This window comes from Pseudoduganella sp. SL102 (genome assembly GCF_027856995.1).
GTDB classification, from domain to species: Bacteria; Pseudomonadota; Gammaproteobacteria; order Burkholderiales; family Burkholderiaceae_D; genus Rugamonas; species Rugamonas albidiflava.
In genome coordinates, this window is record NZ_CP115554.1 from 6796848 (window position 1) to 6813372 (window position 16525).

Here is a 16525-nt window from a genome sequence, read left to right on the forward strand (position 1 = left end):
GTCACGCATTGTCTTGTTCGATGGTCAGATGGAAGCGCCCGTCGTCCGCCTGCTTCAGGCGCAGCGCCTGGCCCGGTTCGACGCGGGTATGCGCCGCCACGAAATCGGCGGCCACCGGCAACTGGCGCCCGCCCCGGTCCACCAGCGCCGCCAGCAGGATGCGCGCCGGGCGGCCATAGTCGAACAGTTCGTTGATGGCGGCGCGCGTGGTGCGGCCCGTGTACAGCACGTCGTCGACCAGCAGGATGGTGGCGCCGGCCACCTCGAAACCGATGCTGGTCGGCTTCACTTCGGCCGGCAGGCCCTTCTTCGCGTAATCGTCGCGGTAGAAGGAAACGTCGAGCACGCCGCAGCGTTCGCTCATGCCGAGATCGCGGGCGAGGCGCTCGGCGATCCAGGCGCCGCCGGAATGGATGCCGACGATGGCCGGCTCGTGCGCACCGGCGAGGCCGGTCTTCACCTGGTCCAGCAGCGCGGCGTACAGCGCCTCGGCATCCAGGGCGGTGGGGTCAGTAATGGACATATTAATAGGGATGTTGGTCGAAATACTGTTGCAGGATGACGGCGGCGGCGCGGTCGTCGATGACCTCGCCGCGCTTCTGCGACAGCACCGCGGAAGAGTAGCGTTCGTCAACGAGCTCGACGGGGATGTCGAAGCGGCCATGCAACTGGTTGGCGAAGCGGCGGCAGCGCGCCGTCATCTCGTGCTCGGCGCCGTCCGGATGCAGCGGCAGCCCGACGATCAATCGGGTCGGGCCCCACTTGTCGATCAGGGTCTTGATTTCCGCGAAGCGGGATTGATTGTCGATGGACTTGATAACGGCCAGCGGGCTGGCCTGGCCGATCATGGTATTACCCATCGCCACGCCGATACGCTTGATGCCGAAGTCGAAGCCAAACACGGTTTGCGGCACTGTTACGGGTGCATCTTCCACCTTATGCATGACCCGCTTCGGACGTGAGCATCAACGGATCGATGCCCAGCAGTTTCATGGCGGCCACGTAGCGTTCCTCGATCGGCACTTCGAACAGCACGGCGGGATCGGCGTTCACGGTCAGCCAGCCGTTGCGGCTGATTTCGTCTTCCAGCTGGCCCGGGCTCCAGCCCGAGTAGCCGATCGACACCAGCATGCGCTGCGGGCCGGCCCCCTTGGCAACGGCTTCCAGCACGTCGATCGACGTGGTGAACGCCACCTCGTCCGTGACCGTCAGCGACGATGAATAGCGTGCCCCCGGGGTATGCAGCACGAAGCCGCGATCGTCCTGCACGGGGCCGCCGAACATGATCGGCTTGCTCGTCATGTTGCCGCCGCCGCCCGTCACTTCCAGGTCGATGCGCTCGAACAGCACGTCCATCGTCATGTCGGTCGGCTTGTTGATGACCACGCCGAGCACGCCGTTCTCGTTGTGCTCGCAGACGTACACGACGGTGCCGCCGAACACGGGATCCTGCATCGACGGCATCGCGATCAGGAAATGGTTCGCCAGGTTCAGCGCGGGCGTCGCGGAAGTGTCCTTCGTTTCCATCTCGTGCAGCGGGGACCCGCTTTCCTGTAACAGCCCGGGCACAGGTAGCGGTTTGCTCACTTTGCTCTTCTTCATAAGCTGCTCTCTTTGCTGGACCGTGGTTTCGGTAATGTTGCTGAATTCTTTAATGACGAGCGGAAACTCGCCGCCACATCGACAGTTTACTATGAATTGCCGGATCGGCCATCCAAACCAGGGTGGCGCTCTGTAAACTGATGGTAAGCAATAATTTGCAACGCACTCTTGAGCTAAAACATGCCACAAAGCAATTCCACCGCACCCGGCGCCCTCGTGTGGTTCCGGCGCGACCTCCGCAGCTTCGATCACGCCGCCCTGCACCACGCCCTGCTGGCGGGTACCCCCGTCTACTGTGCCTTCATTTTCGACAGCCCGATCCTGGAGGGCTTGCCACGCGATGACCGCCGCGTGGCGTTCATTCATGCATCGCTGGGCGAACTCGCGGCCGAGCTGGAAGCGCTTGGCGGGCACCTGCTGGTGCGCCATGGCGATGCCCGCGCCGAGATCCCGGCACTGGCCGCCGAGCTCGGCGTGGCCGCCGTGTACGCCAACGAGGATTACGATCCGGCCGCCATCGCCCGCGACGAAGCGGTGGCCGAAACGCTGGCGGTGGCTGGGCGCGCGTTGAAACTGTTCAAGGATCACGTGATCTTCGCCAGGAGCGAAGTGCTGTCGCAGGCCGGCAAGCCGCTCGGCGTGTTTACGCCCTACAAGAACGCCTGGAAAAAACGCCTGGAAGCGCAGCCCGACGCGCTGGCGCCCTGGCCGGTCGATCCGCACGCGGCGGCGCTGGCGCCCGGCCGCTCGCAGTTGCCATCGCTGCAAGAGATCGGCTTCGATGGCGCCAACCTGGCTGCGGCCGGCATCACCCCCGGCATGAGCGGCGGTGCCGCGCTGTTCGACGCCTTCCTGCCGAGCCTGGCCGACTACGGCACCGGGCGCGACTATCCGGCGCGCGACGGCACGTCGCGCCTGTCGCTGCACCTGCGCTTCGGCACGGTGTCGATCCGCCACCTGGTGCGCACGGTACTGCAACTGTCGGCGCGCGGACAGGCCGGCGAAGGCGGCGCCACGTGGCTGTCCGAACTGGTGTGGCGCGACTTCTACCAGATGATCCTGTACCACCACCCGCATGTGGTGCACGCCTCGTTCAAGCCGGTGTACGACAAGGTCGACTGGGAAACCGGCCCGGCAGCCGAGGAACTGTTCGCCGCCTGGTGCGCAGGCCGCACCGGCTACCCGCTGGTCGACGCGGCGATGGCACAGCTCAATACCACCGGTTTCATGCACAACCGGCTGCGGATGGTGACGGCCAGCTTCCTGTGCAAGGACCTGGGCATCGACTGGCGGCGCGGCGAAGCCTATTTCGCCCTGAAACTGAACGACTACGAACTGGCGTCCAATAACGGCGGCTGGCAGTGGGCGGCCTCGAGCGGCTGCGATGCCCAGCCGTTCTTCCGCATCTTCAATCCCGTCACGCAGTCCGAGCGCTTCGACCAGCAGGGCGACTTCATCCGCCAGTTCGTGCCCCGGCTCGCCAGGCTGTCCGCCAAGGCGATCCATGCGCCGTGGCTGCATGGCGGCGTGGATGGCTATCCGGCACCGATCGTCGACCATGCCGAGGCGCGGCAGCGCACCCTGGAACGCTACGAGGTAGTGAAGGCGCGCGGCTGACCGGCCGGCAGGGCACGGTGAACCGGAAGCGGCCTGCCGGGCCCGTGGATATATACCGATACACGTCAACCGGTGAGCGGCTGCCGCCGTTGTAAGAGGATGACCGTCGGTCTTGATGCACGGTTTCACCGGAGCACACCATGACCGAGGCACACATGACCGGAGCACCCCATGCTACGCCGTGATGCCGGACTCGCGGCGCTGGTCGACGCTGCGATCATCCTGAGGGAAGTCTTCCACCTCTCCTACGCGGAGGCGCTGTTATCCTCGGGCGATGTCCCGCGTGACGTCATCGAACGGGTCTTGAAAGGCAGTCCTTCGGAACGCCGGATCATGCACTGGCGGGACAGCCACGGTTCGGACCAGATATTCTGACGACCGCGCCGGCGCGCAACAGCACCGCCGAGCTGGCGGGACGATCACGCGATCACTCCTTCTTTCAATTACTCGACCACGAGGGCCGGCGAAGGCCTTCTTTTCGCGGAGCCCAGCACACGGGCCGTGATCCAGATCGGAATGCCGGCATTGCGCAGGTACTCAGCGGCGGCGTCCGTCCCGAGCATGGTCTTGAACACCAGTGCGACCTCGATCCGCTGCGAGGTGAGCAGGTCCCCGCGCTGGTCCGCCGCCAACGGGTCCTGCTCGGCGCCATGGATGGACGCGCGGCGGGTCGCGTAGCGGCGATCCTTCCGGCGCAACCGCCCTTCCTTGCCCTTCAAGATCCTGTCGATGACGGATCCCGGCACGTTTTCACGGATCAGTATCCAGTACGCGCGATCGGAGCCGAGCACCTTGTTGATGTGGATGGCGGCTTCGACATAGGCGGCATGGACATAATTCTTGCGGCGGCAGTTTTTATATGCGTCATCCATGACCGGATGGCTTCCTTTCGCTTGCGGCTGCTCGGCAATATCACCAGGTCCCCTGAATACCCTCGATACGTTGTCGAAACACGCGATCCGGCCCGGCGGAGCGTCCGGATCAGCTGTGTGGCGCTGCTCCTTCCTGGCATGGATGCAAACGCTCCGAATAGCGTAGCACGTCACAAGCAAAATTTCACGCAGTCCCTGCCACCTGCTTACTCACCGCTCGCCCGACTCTCCCCGCGCCGGCAACAGGCCGGCGATCGCGCCCAGCAGTACGGTCTGCTGGTACGGCTTGCCGAAATACGCGTTGACGCCCAGCTGCAGGGCCAGGTTGCGGTGCTTGTCGGCACTGCGCGAGGTGATCATGATGATCGGGATCTCATGCGTGGCCGGATCGGCGCGCACGTGGCGCGTCAGGTCGAAGCCATCCATGCGCGGCATTTCGATGTCGACCAGCATCAGGTCCGGCCGGTGCGCGGCGATCTGCTCGAGCGCGTCGACGCCATCCTTGGCCAGCAGCACGGTATAGCCTTCGCGCTCCAGCAGCCGCTGGGTCACCTTGCGCACGGTCAGCGAATCGTCGACCACCATGATGGTGCCGGCCGCCGCGTGCACGGCCGGGATCGGCGCCTGCAAGCCGGGGTGCTGGGCCAGGTGCTGGGCCAGCACGACGGGATTGAGGATCAGCACGATCTCGCCCGAGCCCAGCACGGTGGCGCCGGCAATGCCGGGAACGTGCGCCAGTTGCGGCCCGGTGTTCTTGACCACCACTTCGCGGTTGCCGAGCACTTCGTCGACCCGCAGAGCCAGGCGGTCGGTGCCGGCATGCAGCGCCAGTACGGGCACCGTGCGCTGGGCCAGCGGCTGTGCGCGCGCATCGCCCAGCAGCGCCGGCAGGTAGTGCAGCGCCAGCGGCTGGCCGGCCACGTCGACGCGGCCGGCGGCTTCGTCCAGTGCCGCGGCCTTCACCTGCAGCACCTGCTCCACCAGCGCCGCCGGCACGGCCTACGTGCAGCCGCCGCCCGCGACCCGCACGCTGTGCGTCACGCCCAGGGTCAGCGGCAGGTGGATCGTGAAACGGGTGCCCTTGCCTGGCTCGGTGTGGGTGTCGATGCGGCCGCCCAGGGCCTGTGCTTCGGAACGCACCACGTCCATGCCCACGCCGCGGCCGGCCAGTTCGGTCAGCGCGTCCGCGGTGGAAAAGCCCGGCTCGAAAATCAGGCTGGCCACCGCGGCGTCGGCAGTTTCCCCATCGCCCAGCAAGCCGCGTTCGCGCGCCCTGGCCCGGATGCGTTCGAGGTCGAGGCCGGCGCCATCGTCGGAAAACGCCAGCACGATCTCGTTGCCCTGCTGGCTGGCCTGCACCACCACCTCGCCCGTTTCCGCCTTGCCGGCGGCACTGCGCGCTTCGCGCGTTTCGATACCGTGCACGATCGCGTTGCGCAGCAGGTGTTCGAACGGCCCGGCCATCCGTTCTAGCACGCTGCGGTCCATCTCCACGGCACCGCCGCGGATATCGAGGTTGACGCGCTTGTCCAGTTCCTTGGCGCCCTGCCGCGCCACCCGGTACAGCCGCTCGGCGATACTGGCGAACGGCACCATCCGCACGCGCAGGAGGTCGCGCTGCAGTTCGCGCGTCATGCGCGCCTGCTGCGCCAGGTCGTCGGTGGCGCCGTTTACCGACTGCAGCAGTCCGGCATGGAACGAGGCCACGTCGTCGACGCTCTCGGCCATCATCCGCGTCAATTCCTGCAGGCGCGTATAACGGTCGAATTCGAGCGGGTCGAATTCGCGTTCGCTCGACACCGACAGGCGCGACGCGATGTGCGATTCGGCCTGCATTTCCACTTCGCGCAATTGCTGCCGCAGCTTGCCCAGGTTGTCCTCGAAGTCGCCCAGCGCGGTGCGCAGCGCACCCATTTCGTTTTCAAGGCGCGAGCGGGTGATCGCCACCTCGCCGGCCTGGTTGACGAGGCGGTCGAGGATATCGGCGCGCACGCGCACCAGCGGCGCCTGGGCCGCGCTTGCGGAAGTCTCGGCCGGCGCCGCGACCGGCACGTCCGCCGCCGCGGCGCCGGCCGTTTCAGGCGGATGCTGCAACTGCTCGAACAGCAGCAGCGCGTGGTCGTAATGGGCCAGCAAGTCGTCGAACGCCGCCGGCGCCGGATTGCTCATGCCTTCGACATGGGTTTCCATCTCGTGCGCATGCTGCCCGAGGCGCATCGCGCCCGCCATCCGCGCGCTGCCCTTGAGGGTGTGCAGCACGCGCTGCAGCGTGGCCGGGTGGGCGGTATCGGCCGGCGCATGCTGCCAGGCGCGCAGCGCGGCGCCGACCTGGGGCAGCAGGTCTGCGCCTTCCTCGAGGAACACGGGCAGCAGGTCCGGATCGAGTTCGTCGGCCACGGCCGGGATGTCCGGCCGCGCTTCGAGCAGCGCCAGCACCTGCACGTCGGGCTCGGCGGCATCCTGTTCCACTGGCTCCGCGGCCTGCCCGGCTGCTTCCGCCGGTTCCACGGCTTCCAGTGGTTCGGCCGGTTCGACGGCTTCCAGTGTTTCCACCGGCTCCATGGCCTCCACCGCTTCCACGTCTTCCACCTCGGGCACCGCGGCTTCCGCCGCTGTTTCCACGGAGGGTTCGGGCGGCGCGACCGGTACCTGCTGCGGTACCGCCGCCTGCGTGAGCGGCGGCTCGGCGAAGGCGTCGTCGAACGCGGCATCGAACAGGTCGTCGATCGAGTCATCCTGCGTGGCCAGTTGCGGCCGCAGCGGCAGCGGCGCGCCGCGCTCCGGCACCGGCGGCGGGTCGGCAAGCAGCGCGTGGTAGGTGTCGGTGAACAGCAGGTCGAGCCGGGCCACCAGTTCGTCCACCGGCGCCGGTGCCGCCAGCATGCCGTCCAGCCGTGCCGCCACGTCCGGCGCGGCGGCATGGGCACGGGCCAGTTCGTCGCGCAGGCGCTCCAGCGCGGCGATCAGTTCCGGCTGGTCGGGCGGCATGGTGCCGCCGGCGAAGCTGTCCAGCATGCCGCGCACGCGGCCGATGACCAGGTCGAACAGGTCGTGGTGGGCCGGATCGTGCAGCACCGCGGGCGCGGCCTGCAGCGTGGTCTCCAGCGCCACGGCCAGTTCGCGCAGCGCCTTGAAGCCCACCGTGCCCGACGTGCCGGCCAGCGTGTGGGCCAGGTGCAGCGCGTCCGGATCCAGCTCGCCCTGGCGGCGCCACGTGCCGAAGTCGCGCGCCAGCGCCGCCGCCAGCGCGGTGGCTTCGGCCACGTAGATGTCGAACAGCGCCGCCGGTACGGCCAGCCGGCCAACGAAGCGCATGCCCTGGTCGGCCGGCGCGGCTGCCTCGGCTGCATTGTCGGGCGCGGCCGCCCCCGCTGCCGTTGCCGGCTCAGCTTCGGTCGCCGGCCCGGCCGCACGCTCGCCAACCGCGATTTCACTGGCCACGTCGTCGCTGGCCACGTCGTCGCTGACCGCATCGTCGCTGATAGCAGTATCAATGACGGCATCATCGCTGGCCGCGGTGTCGCTGATCACATGGTCACTAACCGGATGGTCATCGACCACATGGTCATCGGCCGCCGTGTCGCCGGCGGCATTTTCATCGGTCACGTACGGCTCCGCCGGCGGCGGCTCGACGGTGGGTTCGGCGCGTCCGGCCGCGCGATCCGGCGACATGAACGGCTGACCGTCCAGTACCTGCATGGCCGCCGCCACCAGCGGTGCGGCACTGCGCGGCGAAATTCCCCGGGCCACCAGCTCGGCGACCCAGGCATTGAGTTCGGCCGCCGTCCATGCCAGCAGGCCGGCCAGCGCCGCATCGGCGGCGCGGCCATCGGCCACCCGCACGTTCAGCACTTTCTCCAGCGCGCCCGCCGCGTCGGCGAACTGGTTCAGTCCCACCATGCGGCCGCTGCCCTTGAGCGTGTGGAACGAGCGGCGCAGCGATACCAGGCTTTCCGGCGTTCCGGCATCCGGCCCGGCCAGCACGCCGCCCATATGGGCCAGCACTTCCTGCGCCTCGCCGATGAAGATCTCCAGCAGTTCTTCCTCGATGGCCGCGTCGCTCGCGCCCGAAACCGCGGCAAGCGTGGCCGATGGCGCCGGCTCGGCCGGTGCCGGCACTTCCTCGTCGAGCACGGGGATCGATTCGGGTCCGGCGATCTTGCGCAGCGGCACCGCGCGGAACGTGCCCTGCGCGGCATCGAACGCAAAACGCTCGCGCGCCCCGGTGGCGTTCTGCGCCAGCATGTCGACGAAGAAGCCGAGCGCACCGACGTTGTGCGCGATGCGATCGAGCTGGGCCGCCTCGCCGGCGCCCGGGCCGGCGGCAAGTCCGGCGACCTGCCCGCGCACCTGCGCCACGGCGGCCTGCGCATCCGGCTGGTCGGTAATGGCCAGGGCGCCCTCCAGCTGGTGCAGCACGCCGTCCAGCGCGGCCAGTTGCGGCCGGGCCGCCGGGTCGGCGGCGAATTCATCCAGCTCGCGCTCCACGTCGTGCAGCGCCACCTTCATCTGCTGCGCCAGCGCCACCACCGTGTCATCCTGCCGCAGGCGCTGCGCCAGGCCCTGCTGCCACTGCGCCGGCTCCGGCGGTTGCTGCCCCGCCGCCAGCGCCGCCAGCCGCGTACCGATGGTGGCCGCGCTGGCCGCGAAATCGTCCGGCAGGTGGCGGACCTGGTCCAGGCCGTGGCTGGCGAACAGCAGCGCCGTGGCCATTTCCAGGCCCAGCGCTTCGTTGCGCCCGACATCGGCCACCGCGGCCAGCTGCCGCATCAGGTTGGCCAGCGGCGTCACGCCCAGCTTGTCGCCGGCGGCCGCCACCAGCGCCACCGCCTGGCTGAACTCGGCCTGGGCGGCAGTGTCGCCCGCTTCCAGCCGCTGCCAGGCGGCGCGGGCACCTTCCAGGCCTTCGCGCGCGCGGGCCAGCGCTTCCGGATCGATCCGGCAATAACGCTCGGTCGCGTAATCGGGCGGCACCAAGCCGTCGAGCGCGAAGCCGGTGCGCAGCGCGCGCCCCAGCGGCGCCAGGTGCTCCGGTTCCGCCGCGGCGAGGAAGAACAGCGCGTCGCGCAATACCGTGTCGGGGGTTTCCGGCGCCCCTTGCGCCAGCCGGCGCATTTGCAGGTTGGCCGCGCCGAACAGCTGCTTGATGTACACGCCGTACACGCCGCCGGGCACGTGGCCGGCCACCACCAGTTCCGCGAACGCCTGCAACGCCAGCCAGAAAACGCGGCCGCGGCCGGCCTGGGCCGCGGCCACCTCGGCGATCACCTCGGCCAGGGGCTGCGCCTGCGCCGGATCGCCGGACTTCAGGTACGGCAGCAGGGCGCGCTCGAACCGTTGCCGCAACGCGGCGTAGTCCACGGGCCCGCCCGCGTCATCTCCGCCATCCGCCGCCGGCAGCGCGGGTTCGCGCGCCAGGTCGGGGAAGAACAGGTCGGCCGGGTGGATGCGGGGCGCGCCCAGCATTTCCTGCACCGCCGCGTAATACGGGAACAGGCGCACCGGCTGCAGCGGCCCGCCGTCCAGCAATTCCTCCAGGTACTCGACGAGCGCGCCATACAGCCGGCCGATCGCCTGCACATGGTCGGCGCTGCACTTCACGCTGCCATCCTTGAAGCGGTCCAGCGCTTCCTCGGCCAGCCGGGTGATCGCCGCCACGCCCTCCACGTCCACCATCTGCAGCGCGCCGTGCGCCTGGTGCAGGTGCGACTTGGCCAGCCGCAGCGCGGTGGCCTGGTCTTCCGGCTCCAGGCCGCCGGCCTCGAACAGCGCCGTGCGCGAGCGGCCCAGCGCCTCGCGGATCTCGCCCATCACCCACGACAGCGGGCCGGGATCGAAGGAGTTGGTCGGGAAATCGGTCTGGCTCATGGTCTCGCTGCTTGTTCAGGTTGTTGGGTTGCCGATGCGGAAACGCGACACGGAATCCTTCAGCTGCTGGGCCAGCGCGGACAGCTGGCGCACCGATTGCGCCGTCTGCTGCGTGCCGGCTTGCGCCTGTTCCGTGGCTTGCAGGATATGGCCGATGTGCTCTGCCACGCCGCTGGCCGATGCGGCCTGCGTGCCGGTGGCGTGCGACATGCCCTCGATCAGCTCGGCCAGTTGCCGCGACACGCGCTCGATGTCGTCCAGCGCGGCGCCGGCCGCGTCGGACAGCCGCGCGCCTTCCACCACGCCATGGGTGGAGCGTTCCATCGCCGCCACCGCATCGTGCGTGTCGGCCTGGATGGTGCGCACCAGCGCGCCGATCTGCTTGGCACTGTCGGCCGACCGTTCCGCCAGCCGCTGCACTTCCTCGGCCACCACGGAAAAGCCGCGCCCGGCCTCGCCGGCGGAAGCGGCCTGGATCGCCGCGTTCAGCGCCAGCACGTTGGTCTGCCCGGTAATGTCGGAAATCAGTTCCGTGATCTCGCCGATCTGCTGCGACGATTCGCCCAGCCGCTTGATGCGCTTGCTGGTTTCCTGGATCTGCTCGCGGATGCCGTTCATGCCGGCGATCGCATCCTGCACCGCGGCGGCGCCCTGCCGCGCCGCGGCCACCGAGCGGCGCGCCACGTCCGCCGACTCGGCCGCGGACTTCGACACGTCCGTGATCTCGGCCGCCATGCGCAACACCGTCGCGCTGGTATCGCGGATCTCGCGGGCCTGCTGCTGCGACGCGGACAGCAGCGCGGTGGAAATATCCTGCGCCTGGCTCGACGCCGCCGTGACCTGCTCGGCCGTCGCCGTCACGCGGCCCACCAGGCCGCGCAATTCCTCGACCGTGTAGTTGACGGAGTCGGCGATCGCGCCCGTGATGTCCTCGGAAACGGTGGCCTGCACGGTCAGGTCGCCATCGGCCACCTCCTGCAGCTCGTTCATCAGGCGCAGGATCGCGGCCTGGTTTTGCGTATTGGCCGCCCTGGCTTCCTCCTCCTGCCGCTGCGCCTGCAGCCGCTGCTCCTCGGCCTGCTGGCGGCGGCGCTCGGCGCCGCGCGTGCGGTTGTACGAATCCTGCAGCAGCACGCGGCCGATCGCGGCCCCCGTCAGCAGCGTCAGCATGCCGCCCGCCACCATCAGCCAGAAGGTCCAGTTCAACGACTCCTGCGCGGCGCGATAGCCGTCCAGCAGGCGCGCCAGGCTTTCGCGCAGGCTCTCGTTCTGGCTGAAAATCAGCCGCTCGGCAGTGCGCGCGGCCAGCAGCCTGTCGAGCCGGCCCAGGATCGCGCCCGCCCCGGCCTGGTATTGCTCGAAGCCGGCCCGCAGCGCGGCGAGGCGTTCGCGCACGTCCGGCTCGCGCACGGCGGCAATGCCGGCCACGGCGCCGCCGCCATCCGATCCACTATTTGCGCCATTCAGCAGGGCATCGACGATGGCGCGGAAGGCGGTGATGTCGCGTCCCAGCTGGAATGCCGTTTCCGAACGGATGCCGCCCGCCGCGGTGAATTCGGCCGTGCCAAGGCTCATCCGCTGGGTCAGCATCGTCAGCCGGCCCAGGGCGGCGATCTCGCGCGCGCCAGCTCCCCGCTGCAGGCGCAGCGCGGCGATTTCATCGGCCTGCGCCAGCAGCTGCGGCGCCAGCACGTTCAATGCGCGCAGCGATTTTTCGACACCGGCCAGGTCTTCCCGGTGGCGCAGGATGGTATCGGCCGCCTTCGCCGTGGCGGCCCACTTGGCGCGCGCATCGGCGATCGCTGCCTCCAGGTTGCCAGGGGCGGCGGCCACACTGCGGCCCCGGTAGCTGCCGCCACTGCCCAGCAGCGCCAGGTCGCTGTCCAGCTCGCGCCGGCTGTCGCCCAGCTGGCGGAACGCCTCTTCGTGGCCCTGCAAGGCATTCGGCGCGGCCTTGCCGATCCGTTGCGAGTGCATCAGCGCATCGCCGGCTACTTGCGTGGCGGCGGCGCCGGCCGCGCTGTGCCGTGCATTCAGCGCCACCAGGGCGGCGGAAAGCGCCAGCACGACGGCCAGCGTGGTGACGAGGAAACTGAGCTGGCGCTGCGGCGGCAGGTGGCCGATCAGCGGCAGCCGCGCCGGTGCCGGCAGCTCCGCCGCGCTGGAAGTGCCGCCGCGGCGCAGCGCATCGCGCAGGCGCAGCGGCCGGTCGGTCGCTGCGCCATCCGCGAACTGCGAGTCGCCGTCGGCGAACCGGGAGTCAGGCGGGGAATCGGCGGGCGGCTCCTGCCGGCGGGGCCGTGAAAACCTGAATCGCATCGTATCCTTTCTCATCGGGGCTAGCGGCCCGCGGGCAGCCCCGCCTGCGGGCTTGCATGCAGGCTCACCTGTAAAAAACGCGGCTCGCGCGCCAGTCCGGCCAGGTCCAGCCGGGTCCATGGCTGGCCATCGCCGTCGACGTACCGCTCGGCACACCAGCCGGGTGCCGCCGCGTCGCTGCCGTCGGCCCGCATGTCGGCCAGCCGGCGCAGGCCCAGCACGCGGTTGGCCAGCAGCGCGCACGGCAGGCCGAGGCTGGCGGCGAAGGTCAGCAGGCGGGTATCCGGGCCGGCGGCATGCGTGCCATGGTCGGCATGCGTGCCGGGGCCATCGCCCAGGTAGGCCGCCAGGTCGACCACGCCGAGGAGGTTGCCGCGCACATTGGCCAGGCCCAGGTACCACGGCTGCGTCAGCGGCACCGGCGTGATGGAGTGGCTGGGCACGATCTCGCCCATCTGTGTCAGGTCCAGCAGGCAGTGGCGCGCGCCGACCAGCACGCCCAGCTCGCGCGCGGCCGCCGTGCCCGTGCCCTGCGCCGCCTGCATCCGCTCCAGCAGCTGGACCTGGTACTGGCGCAGCCGGCTGCGGCGTTCGCCGGTATCCGAAACCGCGTCCTCCATCAGCCCAGCGCTGCGATCTTGGCCAGCAGTTCGGCGGCGCTGACCGGCTTGACGAGATAATCCTTGGCGCCCTGGCGCAAGCCCCAGATGCGGTCGGTTTCCTGGTTCTTCGACGAGCAGATGATCACCGGCACATGCTGCAGTTCAGGGTCGCGGGCGATCGAGCGCGTGACCTGGAAGCCGTTCGCGCCCGGCATCACCACGTCCATCAGGATCAGTTCCGGCCGGTCGGCGCGGATGCGCGCCAGCGCCTCTTCGCCGCTCTCGGCGGTGGTGACCGCGTAGCCATTGCGGGCCAGGATATCGGACAGGTAGTAGCGCTCGGTCGGGGAATCGTCGACGATGAGGATCTTGTGGATGGCCATGGCTTGCTTTCTCATGGACGCCCGGGACCGGCATGCTCGCGCACCGCGGCCAGCAGGCTGTCCTTGCTGAAGGGTTTGGTGAGGTAGGCGGCCGAGCCGACCATCGCGCCGCGCGCCCGGTCGAACAGGCCATCCCTGGACGACAGCATCAGCACGGGCGTGGCATGGAACTTCGCGCTCTTCTTGATCAGCGCGCAGGTCTGGTAACCGTCCAGCCGGGGCATCAGGATGTCGCAGAAGATCAGGGCCGGCTGGTGGTCGATGATCTTGGCCAGCGCATCGAAGCCATCCTCGGCCAGCACCACCTGGTAGCCCGCCCCGCTCAGGAAGATCTCGGCGGACCGGCGGATCGTGCTGCTGTCATCGATCACCATGATGGTCAAACCGGTCGCTTGCGGCGTTGTCGTCATATATTGTGTCCACCCATTTCCACTACGATAGCACAGCGAAAAATGCGGGGGCGGACGGTAAATCTTTACAGCAACCAATGTTCACTGCTACCGGTTGCAATCTGCTTTTCCTACGGGCGCCTCGGGGCCTCGAGAAACCGTAATGAGCGACGTCAGACCTGGTTGAGGAACGGAGCTGTACTCAGGTACAGCGAGTACCGGAGACCAGCGGCTGGCGTTGCGCAATAGGCTTGTCGAGGTCCCATCAGATCATGACCATTTCGAAGTCGTCTTTTCTAGCCCCGCACTCCGGACACGTCCAGTTCATCGGCACATCTTCCCAGCGGGTACCCGGCGCAATGCCCTCTTCCGGCAGGCCGGCTTCTTCATCGTAGATCCAGCCGCAGATCAGGCACATCCAGCTCTTGAACTCTCCTGCACTATTTTGCCGGGCGTTATTTTCCAGCTTGTTTTCTACCTTATTTTCCACATTAATGCTGCTCACGTTCTGCCACCCTCAATCAAGTAAAATGCCGAATCGGGTATCTTAATCTACTGGCCGTGCAAAACCAAACATCACCCCTCATCCTGACATTCGGCGTGGCCGATCCGATCGGCGCAGTGGGCGTGCATTCCGATATCGGCGTGTTCGCCGCGCTGGGATGCCAGGGCCTGTCGGTCACCACCGCATTACTCATCGGCGACAGCGCCCGCGTGGAAGACCAGCAGCATGTGGAACCGGACTGGGTATCCGACCAGGCCCGCGTCGTGCTGGAAGACGTGCAGGTGGCGGCGTTCAAGATCGGCGCCGTCGACCAGATGGAACACATTTCATCGATCGCCGAAGTAGTGTCCGATTATCCGGATGCGCCGCTGATCCTCGACCCGTTCGGCTCGCAATTGCCACCCCTGTCCGAACAGACCGACCCGGAGGAACTGCTGACGGTGCTGCGCCAGCTGCTGGTGCCGCAGGCCACGCTGCTGATGCTGTCGCAGGTGGAACTGGGGCGCATGGCCGAAACGTGGCGCGACCTGTCCAATGGCGAAACCATGGGCGACGATGCCCAGCACCTGATCGACCTGGGCTGCGAATACGTGCTGGTGACGGGGACCCCGGCCGGCACGTCGCGCGCCGAATCGGGCCTGCGCGCCAACACGCTGTATGGCGATGGCGGCGTGATCCGCCACGATCGCTGGCAGCACCTGCCCGGCCCGTTCGTCGGCGCTGGCTGCGTGCTGTCGGGCGCCATCGCCGCCTACATGGCGCAAGGCCTGGCGCTGCCGCAGGCCGTCGACCTTGCCCAGCAATACACTTTCGGCGCCCTGCGCCACGCCCAGCGCTACGGCATGGGCCGGCTGGTGCCGAACCGCTTCCACGCGGTGACGCAAACGATAAAGGATACGCAATGACGATCTCGCAAAACGATGTGCTGTTCGAACGCGCGCAGAAGACCACGCCGGGCGGCGTCAATTCGCCGGTGCGCGCCTTCCGCTCCGTAGGCGGCACCCCGCGCTTCATCACCCGTGCCGAAGGCCCGTATTTCTGGGATGCCGACGGCAAGCGCTACATCGACTACATCGGTTCCTGGGGCCCAGCCATCGTCGGTCACGCCCACCCGCAGGTGGTCAAGGCCGTGCAGGAAGCGGCCACGCGCGGCCTGTCGTTCGGCGCGCCGACCCAGGGTGAAGTGGAAATGGCGGAAGAAATCGCCCGCCTGGTGCCGTCGATCGAGCAGGTGCGCCTGGTCTCGTCCGGCACCGAAGCGACGATGAGCGCGCTGCGCCTGGCGCGCGGCGCCACCGGCCGCGACAAGATCGTCAAGTTCGAAGGCTGCTACCACGGCCATGCCGATTCGCTGCTGGTGAAGGCCGGCAGCGGCCTGCTCACGTTCGGCAATCCCACCTCCGCCGGCGTGCCGGAAGATTTCGTCAAGCACACGCTGGTGCTGGACTATAACGACGTGCCCGGCATCGAGGAAGCGTTCGCCGAATATGGCGACGAGATCGCCTGCGTGATCGTCGAACCGGTGGCCGGCAACATGAACCTGATCAAGGCATCGCCCGAGTTCCTGCAGGCGCTGCGCGACCTGTGCACCGAACATGGCGCGCTGCTGATCTTCGATGAAGTGATGTGCGGCTTCCGCGTCGGCCTGGCCGGCGCCCAGGGCCTGTACGGCATCACCCCGGACCTGACCGCGCTGGGCAAGGTGATCGGCGGCGGCTTGCCGGTGGCCGCGTTCGGCGGCAGCGCCGAGTTGATGAGCAAGATGTCGCCGGTCGGCGCCGTCTACCAGGCCGGCACGCTGTCCGGCAACCCGATCGCCGTCGCCGCCGGCATGACGACCCTGAAGCTGATCCAGGAAGCCGGTTTCTACGAGCGCCTGACGGCCACCGCGAAACGCCTGGCCGAAGGCTTGACCGACGCCGCGTTCCAGGAAGGCGTGACCTTCTGCGCCGATTACCAGGGCGGCATGTTCGGCCTGTACTTCAGCGCCGAGCCGCCGCGCAACTACGCCGAGATGATGGCCGGCGACCGCGCGAAATTCAACGAGTTCTTCCACGCGATGCTCGATGAAGGCGTGTATTTCGCCCCTGCCGCATTCGAAGCCGGCTTCGTCTCCGCCGCCCACGATGACGCGGTCATCGACGACACCATCGAAGCGGCCCGGCGGGTGTTCGCGCGGCTGAAATAAGCGCCGGTCTCGGCCATGGAAAAAGGACGGGTAACCGTCCTTTTTTACTTGGTGCAATCCCATGCGGCACAACATTTCCAGCAGCCAGGGTCTGCCCCCGATCCCGGGAAATGTTTCCTGAAACCGGGGTCTGACCCCAATCCCGGGAAATGTTTCCTGAAACCGGGGTCTGACCCCGGT

General features: G+C 68.2%; 15 protein-coding genes. 4 read left to right on the forward strand and 11 right to left on the reverse strand.

Features of this window, described 5'->3' with window-relative positions:
* Position 1 precedes the first annotated feature (1 nt).
* Genes pyrR through OU994_RS28795 form a run of 3 tightly spaced genes read right to left on the reverse strand, consistent with a single transcriptional unit; the run spans position 2 to position 1602 of the window.
* Entirely contained in the window at positions 2 to 523 is a 522-nt protein-coding gene (gene pyrR, locus OU994_RS28785; protein WP_131143954.1) for a bifunctional pyr operon transcriptional regulator/uracil phosphoribosyltransferase PyrR, read from the reverse strand.
* Between the two features lies 1 nt (position 524).
* On the reverse strand, positions 525 to 944 hold the full coding sequence (ruvX, locus tag OU994_RS28790) for a Holliday junction resolvase RuvX (protein ID WP_281608687.1): 420 nt from the start codon (positions 942 to 944) through the stop codon (positions 525 to 527).
* On the reverse strand, positions 937 to 1602 hold the full coding sequence (locus OU994_RS28795) for a YqgE/AlgH family protein (RefSeq protein ID WP_131143952.1): 666 nt from the start codon (positions 1600 to 1602) through the stop codon (positions 937 to 939). Before OU994_RS28795 ends, ruvX begins: the two co-directional genes overlap by 8 nt.
* Positions 1603 to 1782: 180 nt before the next feature.
* Between OU994_RS28795 and OU994_RS28800 the strand changes: the two genes are divergently transcribed.
* Both OU994_RS28800 and OU994_RS28805 read left to right on the forward strand, forming a co-directional pair.
* Positions 1783 to 3219, forward strand: coding sequence for a deoxyribodipyrimidine photo-lyase (locus OU994_RS28800; RefSeq protein ID WP_281608688.1), 1437 nt, complete (start codon positions 1783 to 1785; stop codon positions 3217 to 3219).
* 171 nt (positions 3220 to 3390) lie between these two features.
* Positions 3391 to 3594, forward strand: a complete 204-nt coding sequence (locus OU994_RS28805; protein ID WP_131143950.1) for a hypothetical protein — start codon at positions 3391 to 3393, stop codon at positions 3592 to 3594.
* 68 nt (positions 3595 to 3662) lie between these two features.
* On the opposite strand, the gene OU994_RS28810 is transcribed toward OU994_RS28805, so the two are convergent.
* The 8 genes from OU994_RS28810 to OU994_RS28840 all read right to left on the reverse strand — a co-directional run bounded on the left by OU994_RS28810 (position 3663) and on the right by OU994_RS28840 (position 14070).
* Complete coding sequence (locus OU994_RS28810) at positions 3663 to 4091, reverse strand: hypothetical protein (protein ID WP_131143949.1); 429 nt, start codon at positions 4089 to 4091, stop codon at positions 3663 to 3665.
* 210 nt (positions 4092 to 4301) lie between these two features.
* The gene (locus OU994_RS31805; protein WP_373922499.1) at positions 4302 to 5087 is read right to left on the reverse strand and encodes a response regulator; all 786 of its coding nucleotides are present in this window, start codon (positions 5085 to 5087) and stop codon (positions 4302 to 4304) included.
* A 3-nt stretch (positions 5088 to 5090) separates the two neighbouring features.
* Positions 5091 to 9959 (reverse strand): Hpt domain-containing protein, encoded by a 4869-nt coding sequence (locus OU994_RS28815; RefSeq protein WP_373922500.1) that lies wholly within the window; start codon positions 9957 to 9959, stop codon positions 5091 to 5093.
* Between the two features lie 15 nt (positions 9960 to 9974).
* Positions 9975 to 12278, reverse strand: coding sequence for a methyl-accepting chemotaxis protein (locus OU994_RS28820; RefSeq protein ID WP_281608689.1), 2304 nt, complete (start codon positions 12276 to 12278; stop codon positions 9975 to 9977).
* 20 nt (positions 12279 to 12298) lie between these two features.
* The gene (locus OU994_RS28825) at positions 12299 to 12898 is read right to left on the reverse strand and encodes a chemotaxis protein CheW (protein WP_281608690.1); all 600 of its coding nucleotides are present in this window, start codon (positions 12896 to 12898) and stop codon (positions 12299 to 12301) included.
* Positions 12898 to 13263, reverse strand: a complete 366-nt coding sequence (locus OU994_RS28830; RefSeq protein ID WP_131143946.1) for a response regulator transcription factor — start codon at positions 13261 to 13263, stop codon at positions 12898 to 12900. Before OU994_RS28830 ends, OU994_RS28825 begins: the two co-directional genes overlap by 1 nt.
* Positions 13264 to 13274: 11 nt before the next feature.
* Positions 13275 to 13673, reverse strand: coding sequence for a PleD family two-component system response regulator (locus OU994_RS28835; RefSeq protein WP_131143945.1), 399 nt, complete (start codon positions 13671 to 13673; stop codon positions 13275 to 13277).
* Between the two features lie 244 nt (positions 13674 to 13917).
* The gene (locus tag OU994_RS28840; RefSeq protein WP_281611746.1) at positions 13918 to 14070 is read right to left on the reverse strand and encodes a rubredoxin; all 153 of its coding nucleotides are present in this window, start codon (positions 14068 to 14070) and stop codon (positions 13918 to 13920) included.
* 143 nt (positions 14071 to 14213) lie between these two features.
* On the opposite strand from OU994_RS28840, the gene OU994_RS28845 reads away from it, so the two are divergent.
* The gene (locus OU994_RS28845) at positions 14214 to 15062 is read left to right on the forward strand and encodes a hydroxymethylpyrimidine/phosphomethylpyrimidine kinase (RefSeq protein ID WP_373922501.1); all 849 of its coding nucleotides are present in this window, start codon (positions 14214 to 14216) and stop codon (positions 15060 to 15062) included.
* Positions 15059 to 16345, forward strand: a complete 1287-nt coding sequence (gene hemL / locus OU994_RS28850; RefSeq protein ID WP_281608692.1) for a glutamate-1-semialdehyde 2,1-aminomutase — start codon at positions 15059 to 15061, stop codon at positions 16343 to 16345. The genes OU994_RS28845 and hemL overlap by 4 nt, the downstream gene beginning before the upstream one ends.
* Positions 16346 to 16525: the final 180 nt, after the last annotated feature.